The 17,479-nt window shown below is 74.2% G+C and carries 13 protein-coding genes; 2 read left to right on the top strand and 11 right to left on the bottom strand.

Features of this window, described 5'->3' with window-relative positions:
- Window positions 1-33: 33 nt before the first annotated feature.
- A complete protein-coding gene (locus ABD976_RS13195) occupies window positions 34-1,203 on the bottom strand; it encodes an FAD-dependent oxidoreductase (protein WP_345362667.1) in 1,170 nt (389 codons plus the stop codon).
- Window positions 1,204-1,287: 84 nt separating this feature from the next.
- Here ABD976_RS13195 and ABD976_RS13190 point away from each other — a divergent pair, with 84 nt between their 5' ends.
- On the top strand, window positions 1,288-2,259 hold the full coding sequence (locus ABD976_RS13190; RefSeq protein WP_345362664.1) for a UbiA family prenyltransferase: 972 nt from the start codon (window positions 1,288-1,290) through the stop codon (window positions 2,257-2,259).
- 44 nt (window positions 2,260-2,303) lie between these two features.
- On the opposite strand, the gene ABD976_RS13185 is transcribed toward ABD976_RS13190, so the two are convergent.
- The 9 genes from ABD976_RS13185 to ABD976_RS13145 all read right to left on the bottom strand — a co-directional run bounded on the left by ABD976_RS13185 (window position 2,304) and on the right by ABD976_RS13145 (window position 13,477).
- Window positions 2,304-3,113, bottom strand: a complete 810-nt coding sequence (locus tag ABD976_RS13185; protein WP_345362661.1) for a phytanoyl-CoA dioxygenase family protein — start codon at window positions 3,111-3,113, stop codon at window positions 2,304-2,306.
- 79 nt (window positions 3,114-3,192) lie between these two features.
- Window positions 3,193-4,377 carry a cytochrome P450 gene (locus ABD976_RS13180; RefSeq protein ID WP_345362658.1) on the bottom strand — a complete coding sequence of 395 codons (1,185 nt, stop codon included), beginning with the start codon at window positions 4,375-4,377 and terminating at the stop codon, window positions 3,193-3,195.
- A gap of 1 nt (window position 4,378) precedes the next feature.
- Entirely contained in the window at window positions 4,379-5,563 is a 1,185-nt protein-coding gene (locus tag ABD976_RS13175) for a nucleotide disphospho-sugar-binding domain-containing protein (protein ID WP_345362655.1), read from the bottom strand.
- Window positions 5,563-6,816: a cytochrome P450 gene (locus ABD976_RS13170; RefSeq protein WP_345362652.1), complete on the bottom strand. Its 1,254-nt coding sequence runs from the start codon at window positions 6,814-6,816 to the stop codon at window positions 5,563-5,565. Before ABD976_RS13170 ends, ABD976_RS13175 begins: the two co-directional genes overlap by 1 nt.
- 26 nt (window positions 6,817-6,842) lie before the next feature.
- Window positions 6,843-8,012, bottom strand: coding sequence for a cytochrome P450 (locus ABD976_RS13165; RefSeq protein ID WP_345362649.1), 1,170 nt, complete (start codon window positions 8,010-8,012; stop codon window positions 6,843-6,845).
- Between the two features lie 6 nt (window positions 8,013-8,018).
- Entirely contained in the window at window positions 8,019-9,410 is a 1,392-nt protein-coding gene (locus ABD976_RS13160; RefSeq protein WP_345362646.1) for a cytochrome P450, read from the bottom strand.
- Window positions 9,407-11,113, bottom strand: a complete 1,707-nt coding sequence (locus tag ABD976_RS13155; RefSeq protein ID WP_345362643.1) for a prenyltransferase/squalene oxidase repeat-containing protein — start codon at window positions 11,111-11,113, stop codon at window positions 9,407-9,409. Before ABD976_RS13155 ends, ABD976_RS13160 begins: the two co-directional genes overlap by 4 nt.
- A 273-nt stretch (window positions 11,114-11,386) precedes the next feature.
- The gene (locus tag ABD976_RS13150; RefSeq protein WP_345362640.1) at window positions 11,387-12,388 is read right to left on the bottom strand and encodes an NAD-dependent epimerase/dehydratase family protein; all 1,002 of its coding nucleotides are present in this window, start codon (window positions 12,386-12,388) and stop codon (window positions 11,387-11,389) included.
- Window positions 12,389-12,430: 42 nt separating this feature from the next.
- Window positions 12,431-13,477 (bottom strand): ParB/RepB/Spo0J family partition protein, encoded by a 1,047-nt coding sequence (locus ABD976_RS13145; RefSeq protein WP_345362637.1) that lies wholly within the window; start codon window positions 13,475-13,477, stop codon window positions 12,431-12,433.
- Window positions 13,478-13,633: 156 nt separating this feature from the next.
- On the opposite strand from ABD976_RS13145, the gene ABD976_RS13140 reads away from it, so the two are divergent.
- Window positions 13,634-16,564 carry an AfsR/SARP family transcriptional regulator gene (locus ABD976_RS13140; RefSeq protein ID WP_345362634.1) on the top strand — a complete coding sequence of 977 codons (2,931 nt, stop codon included), beginning with the start codon at window positions 13,634-13,636 and terminating at the stop codon, window positions 16,562-16,564.
- Between the two features lie 19 nt (window positions 16,565-16,583).
- On the opposite strand, the gene ABD976_RS13135 is transcribed toward ABD976_RS13140, so the two are convergent.
- The gene (locus ABD976_RS13135; RefSeq protein ID WP_345362631.1) at window positions 16,584-17,366 is read right to left on the bottom strand and encodes an FkbM family methyltransferase; all 783 of its coding nucleotides are present in this window, start codon (window positions 17,364-17,366) and stop codon (window positions 16,584-16,586) included.
- Window positions 17,367-17,479: the final 113 nt, after the last annotated feature.

Genomic DNA, 17,479 nt, shown 5'->3' with positions numbered 1-17,479 from the left:
GGAAAAGGGCGCAACGAAACGCGGACGAACGCGTCACCGGACGGGCGGCGGGGACCACCGCACCATGGCGTCCATGGAACGCCGGGACACCGCCTCGGGGAGGAAGCCGCCGATCCACACCCCGGCGTTGCGCGCCGCCACCGCCACCGGGGACGACAGCTCGGCGAACCGGCCCATCCAGCGCGACAGCGCGCCGAGCCGGGACGTCCGGGCCCGGCGGCTCCCGTCGTAGACCGCGAGCCCCGCCCGCAGCCGCTCCCAGGACCCGGCCCGGCCGATCGCGTGCGCGAGCTCGACGGCGTCCTCCAGCGCCAGGTTCGCCGAGCCCACGTTCGGCGTCATCGGGTGCGCCGCGTCGCCGACCAGGACCGCGCGGCCGTCGGCGAACCCCTCGACCGGGACGGCGATCTCCTCGATCTCGTCGAAGAACAGCGGTTCCGCCGCGGCGCGCGCCAGGAGCTGCGGGATCGGGTCGTGCCAGTGCCCGAACAGCGGTCCGGGCCCGGCGCCGGTGCGCACCGGGCGGCGCCCGCCGGTGGTCCTGGCCAGCGCCGAGAAGTGCACCCGCCCGTCCGGCAGCGGCAGGATCGACAGCCGCAGCCCCGGGCCCCAGGTCTCGGCGGCGACCGGCGCGAGCCCGTCGGCGGGGACCACGCAGCGCCAGCTCACCGAGCCGGTGGCGCGGAGGCCGGGGTGCCGCGGGTGCATCGCGCGGCGGGCCGCGGAGCGGATGCCGTCGGCCGCGACGACCAGGTCCGATTCCAGCAGCGCGCCGTCGACCCGGATCGCGGCCGGCCGGTCCGCGCCGCCGGGATCCACCGGTTCGGCGCCGGAGCCGTAGCGGATCGCGCCGGGCCCCACCGCCTCGGCCAGCGCGCGGACCAGCTCCAGGCGGGGCAGCGCGCGGATCGACTCGCCGTAGCGGCGCTCGACGAATCCCAGCTCGCTACGGGCGATCCACCGCCCGCCGGGCGCCCGCACCCCGCCCTCGCGCTGGACCACGGCGCGGGCGCGCACCGCGTCGCCGACGCCGATCGCGTCCAGCGCCCGCATCCCGTTGGGGGTGATGCCGATCCCGCCGCCGGTGGCGCGCAGGTCGGGGCTGCGCTCGAAGACCCGGACGGTCCAGCCCTGACCGGCCAGCGCGGCGGCGGTCGCCAGCCCCGCGATCCCGGCACCGACCACGTGGGCGCTGCGCACCATGTCAATTTCCTCCCGTGTTCCGCGGAAAAAACCGCCGTTCGATCAATTCTGGAGGAAATGCCGTTCCTTGCTACCTTCCGGAACATGCACAGCGTTCCCTCCGTTCGGGTTCGGCTACTGGCCCACGTCGAGGCGTGCCGCCCCGACACCGTCTGCTACGCGGGCGCCGTCGGGTTGAGCGGCGCGATTCTGAGCGATCCCGCCGCGCGTCCGCACCAACTCCTGTTCGCCTGGCTCGTCCCGACCCTCGCCTGGATCGCCTCGCTCTACGGCGGCGATTACTTCGACCGCGAGCTCGACGCGCTGGTGAAACCGCACCGGCCGGTTCCGTCGGGCCGGATTCCGGCGACCACCGCCAGGAACCTGATGGTCCTGCTCATCGGCGCCGGCGGGCTGCTGGCGGTGCTGATCAACCCGCTGGCGCTGCTGCTGGCGCTACCGGCGACCGCCTTCGGCATCGCCTACGCGTGGTGGCTGAAGGGCAAGGGCCTGTGGGGCAACGTCAGCCGCGGCCTGCCCACCGCGCTGGCGTTCCTCTTCGGCTCGATGACGGTCCAGCCGCTGCCCGCCGCCGCGCTGGTCCCGCTGGCCCTGATGTTCTGGGTGCACGATTCCGGTTCGAACCTCCTCGGTGCGCTGTGCGACCGCGACGGCGATCGCCGCGGCGGCTACCTCACCTATCCGGTGCTGCACGGCGACGACGCCACCGTCCGCGGGTTGACCGGCTTCCACGTCGGGTGGCTCGCGCTCGCGGTGGCCTGGCCGCCGGCCTTCGGCGACCGGATCGACCCGCTCGCCTACTACCTCCCGCTGGCCGGTTGCGCCGCGCTGGCCTGGATCTCGCTGCGCGGTGTCGTGCGGGCCCCGCGCCCGATCGCCCGCGCGGTGGGCGTGCGCGCGCACGAGGTGCTGGTGCTGGAGCGGGTCGTGCTCGGCACCTTCCTCATCGCCGCCGCCGGGCGGGTCGGCCTCGCCGCGCTGGTCTGCGTCCCGTCGCTGGCCGTCACCGCGCTGGCCCGCCGGATGATGCGCGGCCGGTACGAACCCGCCGGGTGAGCGCGGTCGGCGGACCGGCCCGCCGACCGCGGCCGGACCGGCGCTCAGACCTGCTGCAGCGCGTTCCTCGGATGACCGCCCTTGTAGAGCCCGAGGACCAGCTCGTGCGAGTAGCCCAACAGCTCCTGGAGTTCCGGCGGCAGCTCCACGACCTTCTCCGGCGGGACGCTGAGCAGGCTGTTCTCCACCTGGCGCAGCCAGGCCACCTGGAACCCGAACGAGAGGATGTGCCGGACGTCGGACGCGCTGTTGTTGGCGCCCCCGGCGTGGAACAGGTCGGCCCGGAACATCAGCGCATCGCCCTGGGCCATCTCGGCCTGCACCGCCTCGCTCCAGTCCGGGGCGGGGGCGGTCGGCGGACCGGTGTGGGCGCCGGGCACGACCCACGTCGCCCCGTTCTCGGCGGTGAAATCGCTCATCGCCGACATCACCGAGATCGCGACCGGGTTCTCCCCGCACGGCGCGTGCTGCCACGAGAACGTGTCCCGGTGCAGCTCCTGCACCGGTGCGCCGGGCTTGCGCGCCATGTACTCGGCGATGGTCAGCAGCATCGTGTCCGACAGCGGGGCCAGCACCCGGCGGCAGGCGTCGACGATGTCCCGGTGCAGCACCATGTCCGGCACGCACGGGATGGTGCCGATGAGCTGGTGCATCGTCTGCGAGGTGTCGCCCTGGAACTGGGCGAGCAGCGATCCGTCCGCGTACTCCTTCTCGTCCGGGTTGTCGGCGAGGTAGGTCCGCACCTGCTCGACGTAGGTCTCGCACTCCTCGCGGGAGTACGCCCCGGACAGGACGACCGCGCCTTCGTCGCGGAACGCCGCGTCCACCTCCGCCGGGTCGTAGGGCCGCGTCAAGCGGGGAATCGTGTTGCCCATGGTCACCGATCACCTTTCTCCTCGGGTGCCGCGATCGCGGCCTCGGTGCGGTCCGGGGTCACCAGGTGACCGGGAGCCGCTCGATGCTGACGTCCATGCCCTCGGACCGCCACCGCACCTCGTGCGGCGGATCGGCCGGTCGCAGGCCCGGGATCCGCAGCAGCGCGTCCAGCGCGACGGTCAGCTCCATCCGGGCCAGCGCGGCGCCGAGGCAGTGGTGGATGCCGTGCCCGAACGCCAGGTGCGGGCTGCGCGCCCCGTCGGTGCGCAGCGAATCCGGCCGCTCGAACTCGGCCGGGTCCCGGTTGGCGCCCACCCGCGAGGCGATCACCGTCTCGCCGGTGCTGATCCGCACCCCGCAGAGGTCCACATCGGACTGCGCGATGCGCTGGATGCCGGTCTCCTCGTCCTGCAGCCGCAGCAGCTCCTCCACCACCCGACCGGTCTCCAACCCGCCGGAGCGCAGCCCGTCGAGCACCTCGGGGTGGTCGAACAGCCGGAGCAGCCCGTGCCCGATCGCCGAGGCGGTGGTGACGTAGCCGGCCATCAGCAGGCCCATCGCCATCGAGGCGACCTCCACCCGGTCCAGCCCGTCGGGCTCGTCGCGCTGCCGCACCAGGTCGCTGATCAGGTCGTCGCCGTCGGGTTTGGCGTCGACCAGGTCCACCACGAACCGCTGGAGGTCCAGGAACGCCAGCCCGACCTCCTCCGGCGCACCGCCCACCGAGCGCAGCACGATGTCGGCCCAGCCCCGGAACCGGCCGCGCTCGGCGGCGGGGATGCCCAGCAGCTCGGAGATGATCGCGATCGGCAGCGGGTAGGCGAACGCCTCCTGCACGTCGGCGACCGGCCCCTCGGCCAGCATCGCCTCGACCAGGCCGGTGGCCAGCGACAGCGCGTGCTCGCGCAGCCCGGCGATCCGCCGGGCGGTGAAGGCCCGGGTCACGCTGCGGCGCAGCCGGGTGTGGTCGGGCGGGTCCTTGAGGAACATGAACCCGGAGGCGAGGTCGTCCTCGTCGGCGGTGGGGATCGAACCCGGGTACTGCGTGCCGAACGCCGGGTGCCCCAGCAGCTCCCGCACGTCCTGGTAGCGGGTGACCAGCCACGCCTCGCCCCCGTCGGCGGTGCGGACCTTCCGGATGGGCGCGGTCTCCCGCAGCCGCGCCAGCGCCGGCGGGGGCTCGATGGCCGAGTCGCGGGCGAACGGGTACCCGATCGGTTCGGCGCTCTGCTGGTGTCGCACGTCAGCCCTCTCCCTCGGTGGTGCCGTCGAGCACGACCTCGACGGCGTCGGCGAACTCCCCGCCGCTGCGGCCGCGGCGCAGCTCGTGCCGGAACGCCCGCAGCCGCTCGGCCAGTCCCGCGTCGTGGGCGACCCGCTGGAGCAGGTCGGCCAGATCGCCTGCGGTGAAGGGTTCGCGCAGCCGGACGCCCAGCCCGAGCCGCTCCACGCTGTCGGCGACGGCCCGCTGCTCGCCGATCTGCGGTGCGACCAGCACCGGCACGCCCTGCGCGAGCGCCTCGATGGTGCTGGTCAGGCCGCCGTGCGAGACCGCGGCGGAGGCGTGGGCGAGGGCGTCGAGCATCGGCAGCCGGGCGCGCAGCAGCACCCGCTCGGAGACCGGTCCGACCTCGTGCGGCGCGACCTTGTCGCCCAGCGCCGCGGCGCAGTGCCAGCCGAGGCGCCGCACCCCGCCGACGCAGGTGCGGAAGAACCCGAGGTTCTCGTTGAACACCGTGCCGAGCGAGACCACGGCCAGCGGCTTCGACCGGCGCAGCCACGCCAGCTCGGGCGAGCGCTCGGCGGGCCGGATGCACGGGGTGATGAAGGTGAACCGGGGGCCGAACGTCTCGCCCTTCGGCTGCAAGGCCCGCGGGAACAGCACGATGTCGCGGTCGGCCGCGTTGTCGAAGAGCTGCTCCGGCGAGACCTCGGCGGACAGCCCGATCTCGTCCAGGAACCCGGTGGCGTCGGCGAAGAAGCGCGCCATCGACTCGTCGGTGTCCGACCGCGACCCGTAGTCCTGGTGCAGCGAGAACTCGGCGTTGGAGGCGAACACCGGCCAGGTGCGGACCACCGGGAGGTCGTGGGCCCGCCCGAGCAGCCACCCTGCCATCGACAGCACGTCGGCGACGACCACGTCCGGCCGCTCCTCCCGGACGGCCCGGTCCAGCGCCGCGTGCGCCGCGCGCGCCTCGGCCAGCATGAGCGGCAGGACGCCCGCCATGTCGGACAGTTCCGCGCCCGCCCCGTCCATCGGGGAGTCGTAGCCGACCACGTCGACGACGCCGCCCACCTCGGGCGCGAAGCTGCGCGAGGCCAGGCAGCGCACCCGGTGACCGCGGCGGCGCAGCTCGGCCAGCCCGGCCAGGACCGGGTAGACGTGCCCCCACGCGGGGGTGGCGGCGAACAGCACGCGGGCGCCCATCACGCGGCCCCGCCCGCGACCGGGCGCACCGGCATCCGCTCCGGGAACCGGTCGCCGAGCATGTTCACCTTCCACGGCACCGCTTTCCAGTCCTCCAGCATCGCGAAGTCCGCGCCGCACTCGACCAGGGCGTCCACGGCGACCTGCAGCTCCAGCCGCGCCAGGTTCGCGCCCAGGCACCGGTGGATGCCGAAGCCGAACGCCAGGTGCCGGACCACGCCGGGCCGCCGCGGGTCGAAGGTGTCGGGGTCGGCGAACAGCGAGTCGTCGCGGTTGGCGGCGATCAGCGGCGCCACCACCACGTCGCCCTTGCGGATCAGGGCCGCGCCCAGCTCGACGTCCTCGGCGGCGAACCGCGGCATCGACTCGCCGTTGTCGCCGGACTGGATGCGCAGGACCTCCTCGACGAAGCCCTTGCGCAGCTCCGCGCCGTCCGGTGCGGTGCGCAGCGCGCGCAGCCACCCGAACTCCAGCAGGTAGCGCATCGCGACGGCGATCGCGTTGGCCGTGCTGACGTAACCGGCCACCGGCAGCCCGAGCACCATGGTGGCCAGCTCGACGTCGTCGACGGTGCCGTCCTCCTGCTGCGCCCGGATCATGTGCGCGAGCAGGTCCTCGCCCGCCGGACCGGTGCCGCGGCGGCGCTGGGCGATGAGGTCCCGCACGTAGTCGTTGAGCTGCTTCCAACCCTGCCGGGCCACCACGCCCTGCGCCTCGGAGAGCGGGACGAGGAGCTGGTCGGAGAGCCGCTGGAACATCGCCCGGTCGGGTTCGGGCACGCCGACGACCTCGGAGATGACGTTCATCGTCAGCGGCTTGGCGAAGTCGGCCATCACGTCGACCGGGCCGGTGGCCGCGGCCATCGGCACCAGCAACCGGTCGGCGGTGGCCCGGATCACCTCGCGGTAGCGGCCCACGTGGCCGACCGCGAACGGACCGGCCACCAGGCCGCGCAGCCGGGTGTGCTCCGGCGGGTCCTGGAAGATCGACTCGTTGGCCTCCTCGGTGCCGCCGCCCCGCTCCAGGTCGATCGGCGACACGCTGAACACCTGCCCGCCCAGCACCTTGCGGATGTCGCGGTACCGGCTCACCAGCCAGACGCCGGTGCCGTCCGGCGCAGTGGTGCGCGAGACCGGGCAGGACGCGCGCAGCTCGCGCCAGTCGCGCGCGTCGATGTCGGCCGGGCGGAAGCGTTCCACCGGCGGTGGCTCGCGGGAGGTCACGGCGTCCGCGGGGGGCTCCTGCGCTGTCATGGTCGTCCTCCGTTCGGCGGATGCGCTCAGGCGGTCAACGTCAGCCGGGAGGGACCGCGCACGAGCATCCCGGTCTTCCAGTCGATGCCGGACTCCCCGACCAGCCGCAGGTCCGGCGCGACCGAGGTCAGGACCTCCAGCGCCACCCGCAGCTCCAGCCGGGCCAGCGGGGCGCCGAGGCAGAAGTGCGCGCCGAGGCCGAAACCCAGGTGCGGGTTGGGGTCGCGGCCGAGGTCCAGCCGGTCCGGGTCGGCGAAGACCGCCGGGTCGCGGTTGGCGATCACCGAGGCGGGCACCACCGGCGACCCGGCCTCGACCAGCACCCCGCTCAGCGCCACGTCGGCCGTGGCGTAGCGCGGTGAGGTGCCGCCGGATTCCAGCGGCACGTACCGCATCAGCTCCTCGACCGCCGTCGGGATCAGCGCCGGGTCGGCGACCAGGTCCGCGAACCGGTCGCGGTCGGCCAGCAGCACGTAGAGGAAGTTGGGCAGTTGGGTGGAGGTGGTCTCGTGCCCGGCGACGAGGATCGTCATGACCAGCATGACCAGCTCGTCGTGGCTGACGGTGCCGCGCGCGGTGAGCATGGCCGAGATCAGGTCCTCGCGGGGCCGCCGCTCGCGCTCGGCCACCAGCGCGGCGATGTAGTCCCACATGGCGGCGGTGGCGCTCCACCGCTCCTCCTCGGAGATCGCGGTGGCCGCCAGCCCCGCCTCGGCCCAGTGCCGGAAGTGCTCCCGGTCCGCGAACGGCACGCCCAGCAGTTCGCAGATCATCTTGAGGGTGAACGGCAGGGCGAAGTCCTCGACGGCGTCGAAGGTCCCCGCCGCGAGCGCGTCGCCGGCCAGCTCGGTGGCGATGCCGGTGGCGCGGGCGCGCAGCCGGGCCACCGTCCGGGCGGTGAACGCGGTGCGGCACACCGAGCGGACCCGGGTGTGCTCGGGCGGGTCCATCGCGACGATCCCGGCGCTGAAGTCCGCCGCGGCGACCCGGGGGACGTCGCGCCCCACCGCGGCGGCGCGGGAGAACCGCGGGTCGGTGAGCACGGTGCGGACGTCGGCGTGCCGGGTGACCAGCCACGCCTCCTCGCCGTAGGGCAGGCGGACCCGGCTCACCGGTTCCTCCTGCTGCAACCGGCGGTACTCCGGTTCGAGGTCCAGCCGGGGCGCGGGCGGGAACGGGAAGGACCGGGTCGGCATCCGCGCTCACCCCCGTCCCGGGGCGGCGGGCACCGCGCCGCGCACCAGCTCGTTGCGGGTGACGACGACCTCCGCGCCGCGCCGGGGCACCAGCATCGGCCCCTTCGGCGCCACCCCTTCCGGCTCGGACCGGGCGGGTTCCAGCCGGACGTGGCGCAGGATGGTGCTGATCACGGTGCGCATCTCGACCATCGCCAGCGACGCCCCCAGGCACCGGTGCCTGCCGCCGCCGAAGGGCAGGAAGTGCGCGCTGGGCGGCTCGGTCGGGAAGAACCGCTCGACGGAGTACACCTCGGGCTCGGCGTGCAGGTCGCCGGACAGGTGCAGCAGCCCCAGCGACACCGCGAACATCGTGCCGGGCGGGAAGGAGTAGCCGTCGGCCTCCCAGCGCTCGACCGAGCGGCGGCCCAGGTCCAGCGTGGTGGGCCGCGCCCGGATCGCCTCGTGGATGGCCGCGTCGAGGTACTTCCGGTCCTCCCGGGCCACGGCGTCGGCGACCTGCCCGAGCGCGCCCGGGGCGCGCAGCACCCGCTCGAAGAACCACGCGAGCTGCGTCGCGGTGGTCTCCTGGCCGACGGCGAGCAGGGTGACCAGGTGGTCGCGCAGTTCCTGGTCGGTCAGGCCGGGACCGTCGGCGCCCTCGGCCAGCAGCAGCGACATCACGTCGCTGCCGGACGCGGCGGGGTCGGCGGCGGGGTCGGCGGCGGGGTCGGCGGCGGCCCGGCGTTCCCGGATCTCGGCGAAGATGATCCCGTCGACCTCGCGCAGCATCCGCTGGAACGCCGCCCACGGCCCGCGCCCGCCGAACTCGCGCCGGAGCGCGGGCAGCAGGATGAGCAGCGGGTTGACGTCGAGCAGCTTGGGCACCAGCACCCGCAGCCGGGCCAGCCGCGCCGAGTCGGTGATGCCGAAGACGGCGCGGATCATCACCTCCAGGGTGACCCGCTGGAAGCAGTCGATCAGCCGGACGCGGGACCCGGCCCTCCACTGCCGGATCTCCTGCTCGACGATGGAGACCATCACGTCCACGTAGTCGTCGACGTTGCCGCCGTGCAGCGGTCGCATCAGCACCTTGCGCCGCCGGGCGTGCTCGTCGCCGTGCGACATCAGCAGCGAGTGGCCGCCGACGATGAAGTCGATGCACTCGTTGGCGGCGGCGGCGTCGAAGTTCGCCGCCTCGTCCTTGAGGATCCGCCGGATGCCCTCCGGCGTCCCGACGTAGACGACGTCGCCGAAGCCGAGGATGCGCGCGGTGAACAGCGGCCCGTAGCGGTTCATGCAGGACACGCCGAACTTCACCGGCGCGAGCAACCACATCAGGGTCTGCACCCAGGCGGGCAGCCGGGGCCCGGGCGGGAGCGCGCCGGGACCCCGGCGCCGTCGCGGAACCCGGCTCACCGCGCTCCCCCCTCGCGGTTCAGCGTCCGCAGCCACCGGCCGAGCCCGCGCAGCGCGAAGGTGTGCGCGATCAGGTCGTCGGTGTAGCAGAGGTCGTCGAAGTACAGGCCGACGTTGCTCGGCCGCCAGGTCCCCAGGTCGTCCTGGTGGTCCACCAGCCACTCCACGGCCCGCAGCACACCCGGACCCCGCGGGTCCGCACCGGCCTTGAGCAGCGCGAACAGCGCCCACGCCGTCTCCTCGGCGGTGCTGCCCCGCGGCGGGAGCTCGTGGTGCCGCGGCCACCCGCCGTCCTCGGCCTGGTTGGCCAGCAACCACGCCCGCGCCGACTCCGCCGCCGGGGCGCTGCCCCGCGCGGTCTCGACGAACGCCTCCAGCAGCCGGCTGGTGCCGTGGGTGTTGTCCCGGAACCACACCGAGGCGATGGAGCCGTCGCCGTCCTGGTGCGCGCGCAGGTACTCCAGCGCCCGGGCCAGCGCGCTGCCCGGCGAATCCGGCAGCCCCCAGCGGCGCAGCGCCAGCACCACGTGCGCGGTGACCCCGGCGCAGGGCCGGTCGTTCATGATGTGGGTGTCGCGGACCCACTCCGACCAGGAGCCGTCCCGGTTCTGCATCCGGAGCAGCCACTGGATGCCGAGCTGCACCGCCGGGTGGGTGCGCGGCACGCCGAGGTCGGCGAGCACCCCGAGCACGACGGCGGTGTCCTCGGACTCCGGCCAGCCCGACGGGTTGGCCCAGCCCCACCCGCCGGGCGGGATCCCGTACTGGGCGAACGGCTTGTTCCACTGGTTGCGCAGCAGCCACTCCCGGGTGCCCTGGAGCAGCGGCTCGTTCGCGACGTCCTGGAACTCGCCGAGCGCCATGATCGAGTACGCGGTGACCGAGATCTCCAGGTCCCGGTCGATCGCCCAGGACCCGTCCTCGCGCTGGGTCTGCAGGAGGTAGTGCAGGGACGCGAGCTCCAGGTCCTTGCCGACCCCCGCCCGCCGCAGCGCCAGGTAGACGAACCCGGCGATCATCGGGCACTCCTCGATGCCGCCGTTGGTGCCGGAGACCTCCCGGAGCCAGTCCAGCGCCCGGGGCTCGGCGAGGCGGCCCAGCACCCGGCGCAGCGGGCCGCGCGGCAGGGTGCGGCTCTGCATCACGCCCAGGCCGAGGATCGCCGGGAGCGCGATGGAGACCTTGTTGCGCCAGCGGCGGGGCACCAGCACCGCCTCGACCGGCATGTCGGGCTGCTGGTCGAAGTCCCGCAGCCCGGTCAGCGCCCAGATCGTCGGCAGCGCCGCGGGCCAGGTCTTGGGGGCCTCGCCGGTGAGCCCGGGGATGACGTTCATCCCGTCGTTGTCGTCGATGAAGGTCCGGGCCCGGGTGATGGCACCGTGCGAGGCGTCCGGATCGATCTCGTGCAGCGCGGCGAGCCCGAAGGCGGTCATGCCCGGGCTGCTCGGCCACTCCGCGTCGGCCATCGCCCAGCCGCCGTCCTCGCGCTGGTGGGCGCGCAGCCACCGCACCGCGCCGTCGACCCGGTCCCGGTAGCCGACCGGGTCGGCGCGGTGCAGCGACAGCGCGCCCAGCGCGGTCGCGATCGCCGAGGAGGACAGCCGGTCGACCCAGGAGCCGTCCTCGCGCTGCCGGTCGTAGAGGTTGGTGATCGCGCGTTCCGCGGCCTTCTCGGCCCGGACGCGGAGCTGTTCGGCGTCCACTGGTCCGCCTTCCCTTCTCGCGGCTGTGCGGGCTTGCTCGTCATGTCGACGCGGTCGGCCACCGGTGCGGGAATTCCCGCGCGGTGCGGGAATTCCCGCATTCCGGCGCCGACCCGTGGAACAGCGTTTCCGTGGAATCTCCGATGCCGTCGCGAGCCGCGCGGCCGGACCCGAACTCGAACAGGGTTTCCGTTGATACCGGCCGGTTTTCCGCCCGACCGGCGATGACCTCGTCCTGGACGTTAGACCCGGCCCACCCCCTCCGCAAGCGGTTCAGAACAGCACTCGAGCACCGAGCGAGGAATCGATCGTCAGGCGCAGCGCCTCGGCCATCGACACCGAATTCCGGAATCCGAGCGCGCGCAGTTTCGCGTCGTCGCAGTGCTGCCGCCGCAGGGCGCGGGGCATTCCCCTTTCGGCGACGATCTCGTACCCGTTCCGGCGAATCGCCGCCGCGCGACCGGGGTCGTGCGGGGCGCAGGCCGCCGCGGCTCGCTCGATCAGCTCCGCCACCAGTTCCAGCGTCGTGCGGTGCGCCGCGGGGCACATGTTGAAGACCTCGCCGCGGGCCCTCGGGTCGGCGGCGACGGTCCGCAGCGCGCGGACCACGTCGGTCACGTAGACGTAGTCCCGGCCGTGGGACATCGAGCCCGCGTAGATCACCGGCGGCAGCGGTCCGCCCGGGTCGAAGAGGCGGCTCAGCGTCCGCGGCACGATCCGCGAGCCGGTGTTGCGGTCGCCCGGGCCGACGACGTTGCACAACCGCAGCGTCGAGACCGGCAGCCCGTACTCGGAGCCGTAGAGCCGGACCAGGGTGTCCGCCGACATCTTGCCGACGTCGTAGACGCCCCGCGCGTCCAGCGCCGAGCCCTCCACGTAGGCGTCGCCGACCAGCTCGCCGTAGACCTTGTCGGTCGAGGTCAGCACGAACCGGGACAGGGCGGTGCAGGCGGTGCGGGCGGCTTCGAGCACGTTGAGCGTCCCGCCGACGTTGCACGTGAGGGAGCCGTGCGGGTCGCCGAACGCCGAGTCGATGGTCGACGAGGCCGCCAGGTGGAACACGACCAGCGGGTCCACCTCCTTGATGACCTCCAGGCAGTCGTCGAAGCGGGTGATGTCCACCCGCACCGACTCGACGACCGGGTCCGTCCCGGCCGCCCGGTCGACGACGACGACCCGGTGCCCCCGGCGCGCCAGATCGCCCGCCAGGTGGGCGCCGATGAATCCGCATCCGCCGGTGACCAGCACCGGCCGGACGCCGTCCGTGCACTCCATGTCGGGTGTCCCCCTAGGTCCGGGTGCCGGGTGCCCGCTCGGCTATCGGGCCTGGTCGACCGGGCACCCGTCCCGGTCGAGGCCGTCGACCTGCTCGCCGAACTCCGCCCAGAACCGCGCGTTGTGCCGGGCCAGCGCGGCGATCGTGCTCAGGCAGTGCGCCGGGAGGCCGACGACCGGCGGCGCGGCGGCGCCGTCCGGGACCAGGTGCGAGTCGAGCCAGCGGAGCAGCGCGCGGCCCGCTTCGCTGAACCGCAGCGACGGATCGCGCCGGAGGGTGCGCATGATCGCGGCCGGGTCCTGCTCCGGTTCGCCGGGGAGCGGACTCCGGGACCGCGCCGCCCGGTGGTCCGGCCCGCCGTCCCGGCGCGCCGGCGCCGGGTCCTGCCCCGCGCTGATCCGGTTGCGCACGTCGAGCACCGTCGACGGTGCGATGCCGACGGTCCGCGCGATGTCGCGCAGCGACCTGCCCGGGTCGGCGCGCATGAGCTCCCCCGCCAGGCGCCGCCCTGCGGAGCTGTCGAGCGGGCGCAGCCTGCCGTCCCGGCCCATCCGGGCGTTCGACCGCGCGTCCGCGACACTCGAACGCCGGCGCAGCGCCCCGACCGTGGTGGCGGCCAGTCCGCTGACCAGCGCGATCCACCGGTCGGACCGGTCGGGGTGGGTGCGGATGATGCGGGCGGCGGCCGCCTTGCGGTCGGCCAGCGACAGCGGCAGCCCGTTCGCCGTGTTCGCCTCGACGGCGAGCACGAAGGCGTCGTCGGAGTCGCCGTCGAAGAACCGCGCCTCGATGTGCCCGCCCGCGCCCAGTTCGGCGGCGCGCAACCGGTGCGCGCCGTCGATCACCCGCATCGTCGGGCGGTGCACGATGATCGGCGGCAGCGGGAATTCCAGCTTCGCCAGCGCCCGGACGTGCTCGTCGCTGACACCACCCGTCCGGGGGGAATCACCGAGCCGCAACCGGTCCACCGGCACGACTTCCACGGCGGCGGCGCCCGCCTGGTAGGAGCGCCACGGCGAGGGCACGTCGGGCTCGTCGTCGGGGCCGTCGGGAATGCGCGCGGATTCCCCGCAGCTCTGACGATCCATCGGCAGCACCCTTCCGGACGTGGTGGTAGGGACCACGATCAGTGTCACCGGGCGAGCGCATATGAAGCCGCACACGTCCCGCGTACAGTCGGGAAAAAAGCATGTGCTGGGGGAGGCACGATGGACCTGCGCCGGGGAGGTTCGTGCGGTCATGCGGTGGAATTCCGGTTGCTGGGGCCGGTGGCCGTCCACCTGCGCGGGCAGCCGCGACCGCTGGGCGGACCGAGGCAGCGCGCGGTGCTGGCGGCCCTGCTGCTGCACGCCAACGAGGAGGTGCGCACCCAGCAGCTGCTCGAACTCGTCTGGTCCGACCTGCCCAGCTCCGCCGAGTCGAACCTGCGGACCTACCTGGCCCGGTTGCGCCGGATCCTGCGCATCCCCGGGGAACCCGAGTCCCGGCTGCGCACGCTGCGGGGCGGGCACCTGGTGACCGTGCTGCCGGGCGAGCTCGACGTGGCGGCGTTCACCTCGCTCGCCGACCGCGGGGAACAGGCCCCGGACCGCTCCGCCGCCTGCCGCCACTTCGCACGCGCGCTGGAGGTCTGGCGCGGGCGGGCGCTGGAGGACGTGTCGCCGGGCCCGCTGCTGGCCGCCGAAGTGGCCCGCCTGGAAGCGCACCGGGAACGGATCCGCGAGCAGTACCTGCGGGCCCGGCTCGCCCTCGGCCAGCACGCCGAACTGCTGCCCGAGCTGCACGCGCTGCTGCTGCGCAACCCGTTGTGGGAACGCCTGGCCGGGCTGCTGATGCTGGCCCTGCACCGCTCCGGGCAGCGCACCGAGGCGCTCGCCGTGTTCCGCCGGACCCGTTCCCGGCTGATCGACGAACTCGGCGTCGAGCCCGGCACCGAGCTGCGCGAGCTGCACCAGCGGCTGCTGGCCGGGGACGATCCGGTGGACCCGGCCGTCCCGGTACCCCGGCCGACCGCGGACGCGCGATCGCCCGCGGCGCTGGCCCGCATCACCGGGACGGCCGGGCTGCGCGGGATCGGCCTGCGCCCGCCGACCGGGCTGCCCCCGGCTTCGCGCCCCGCGCCGGAGCGCGCCGCGGGGCCGCCCGCCCAACTGCCGGTCGACGTGCCCGTCTTCTGCGGTCGGGCCGCCGAGATCGCCGCGCTCCTCGACGGCGTGCCCCCGGCCGGCGGATCAGCCCCGGACCGCAGGCCGATCATCGCGGTCGACGGCATGGCCGGGGTCGGCAAGACCACCCTCGTCGTGCACGCCGCGCACCGGCTCGCCCCGGACTACCCGGACGGGCAGCTCTTCCTCGACCTGCACGGGCACACCCACGGGGTCGAGCCGCTCGACCCGCACGAGGCCCTGGACCGGATGCTGCGGGCCCTGGGCGTGCCGAGCCGCGACATCCCCCCGGCCACCGAGGACCGCGCCGCCCTGCACCGCTCGCTGCTGGCCCACCGCAGGATGCTGGTGGTGCTGGACAACGCGCACAGCGAGGCGCAGGTCCGGCCGCTGCTGCCGGGCGCGGGCCGCAGCCGGGCGCTGATCACCAGCCGCCGCCGCCTCACCGGGCTGCACCAGGCGCACCCGCTGTCCCTGGACGTCCTGCCGCCGCACCAGGCGGTCGACGTGTTCCGCCGGATCAGCTCCCCGCGCCCGCTGCCGGACGGTGCGGAGGCGCTGCTCGGCGAGGTCGTGGAGCTGTGCGGCAGGTTGCCGCTGGCGCTCCGGATCGCCGCGGTCCGGTTCCGCGACCGCCCTTCCTGGCAGCTCGCGCACCTGCACGAGCGGCTCAGCGACCAGCAGCGGCGGCTGACCGAGCTCGACGCGGGCGAGCACGGCGTGGCCGCCACGTTCGCCCTGTCCCTCGCCGAGCTGGAACCGGACAAGCGGTGGCTGCTCGTCTCCCTCGGCCTGCACCCCGGTACCACCGTCGAGGTCGGCGCCGCCGCCGCGCTGGCCGGGCTGAGCGTCCCGGTGGCCGACCGGCTGCTGGAGGAGCTGGTCGACGCGCACCTGCTCCGCCAGACCGCGCCCGGCCGCTACGAGCTGCACAACCTGATGCGCGCCTTCATCTCCGGACTGGCGCACGACGCCGACCCCGCCGAGGTCCGCGCCGCCGTGCGCCGCCTGCTCGACCACCACCTGCACACCGCCGAGGCGGTGGACCACCTGATCCAGCCGGCCCGGCCGCGCGAGGCGCTCGCCCCGCCGGACCCGGTCGTGGAGCCGCGCGGCTTCTCCTCCCTCACCGAGGCGCTGGCCTGGTGCGACCGCCACCGCTCGGACTTCGTCGGCCTCGCCCGCCTCGCCGCGGAGCACGGCCTGCTGACCCACGCCTGGCAGTTGCCGACCCGGCTGGAGGGCTACTTCGACCTGCGCCAGCACTGGGCCGAGGGCATCGCCGCCTACGAGGTCGGGCTGGCGGCGGCGCGGCGCCTCGGCGACCGGCCGGCGGAGAGCGAGCTGCTGATGGGGCTGGCCTTCGGCTGGACCCAGCTCCGGGAGGACTCCCGGGCGATCTCCTGCTACACCTCGGCGATCTCGGTGTCCCGGGAGATCGGCAACGGCTACGCCGAGGGCGTCTCGGCGATCGGGCTCGCCGAGGTCCACCGCAGCCTCGGCCGGTTCGGCGAAGCGGTGCGGTTCCACCGGCAGGCGCTGGCGGTGTACCGGCGCCTCGACGACACCTACGCCAGCTGCGTCAGCCTCGACTACCTCGGCAGCACCTACCGCGACCAGGGCCGGTTCGAGGAGGCGCTGGAGTGCTACCGGCTCGCCCACGAGGACAGCGAGCGGATCGGCAACCGCTACAGCGCGGGTCGCCACCTGATCAACCTCAGCCAGACGCACCAGGCGCTCGGCCAGCACGGACGGGCGTCCTGGACCGGGGAGCGGGCGCTCGCCCTGTGCGGGAAGGTCGGCGACCGGGACGGCGAAGCCTGCGCCCTGACCACCCTGGGGCTGGTGCGGGCCGAACTCGGCGACACCGACCGCGCCCGGGGCCACCTGGCGGCGGCCCACCGCGTCCTGGACGAGCTCGGCGACGAGCGGGCCGCCGACGTGCGGGCCTACCTCGACGAGCTGCCCGCCGCACCGGCGTCCGAAGTGGACCCCTGCCTCCGCCGGTGACGCCCGGAAGTCCCGGGCGTCACATCAGGCTGCGCGGGGCGAGCCGGACCGGCGGGCGCTGGTCCTCGTCGAGCTGGAGGAACCAGATCATCGGCGCGTACTGGTCGAACACGTTCGCGGGCACGCTCAGCGCCTCGGCGAGCTCACCGCTCTCCTCGGGCGCGACGTAGAAGGCGTTGCACCCGTCGAACAGGGTGCGCCGGTAGCCCAGCCGCGCGAGGTCGTCGAAGTCGGCCGTCGCGGTCCCGTGCAGCGGGACGGTGGCGTCCACCACCACGACGCGGGGTCGCCAGACGTCGAAGGACAGGCCGGCGAGCACGTCGGCCTCGGCGCCCTCCACGTCGATCTTGAGCACGTCGATGGGCGTCGGGGCGCCGACGGCGCGCAGGACGGCGTCCAGCGTGGTGACCGCCGCGGTGCGCGGGACGACCGTCCTGCCCTCGGCCGCGTACCGGCCCGCCAGCTCGGCGTTGGCGGTGGACAACCAGCCGTCGTCGACGTCGAAGAACTCGGCGGTGCCTTCCGCTGCGCCGACCACCGACCGCAGCACGTGATCGCCCGGGTAGGCCGCTTCGAGGCGGTCGGCGAAGTGCTCGTCGGGTTCGATGTGCACCCCGGTCCACCCCAGGTGCTCGGACAGGTTCTTCACCACGTTGGCCAGGACCGGGTCCGCCGCCCCGACGTCCACGAAGTACCCGGGGGCGGTGCCGGCGAACGCGCGCATCAGCACGACGTCCTCGTGGCTGGTCGCGAAGGAAACGAGCTGCCAATAGACGGAATCGTCCGAATTCTGGGCAACCATGATGCCGAGAATAGGGATCCGATTCGAGGCCGTCAACGACCCACAATTCCGGAACGCGCCGCACCTGGAAATCCGCAATTACCCGAAGCGGAATCGGGGTGCGGCATTCGCAT

The organism is Saccharopolyspora cebuensis, from assembly GCF_039542665.1.
Taxonomy (GTDB): Bacteria; Actinomycetota; Actinomycetes; order Mycobacteriales; family Pseudonocardiaceae; genus Saccharopolyspora; species Saccharopolyspora cebuensis.
This window is presented reverse-complemented; position numbering and strand designations above follow the sequence as displayed.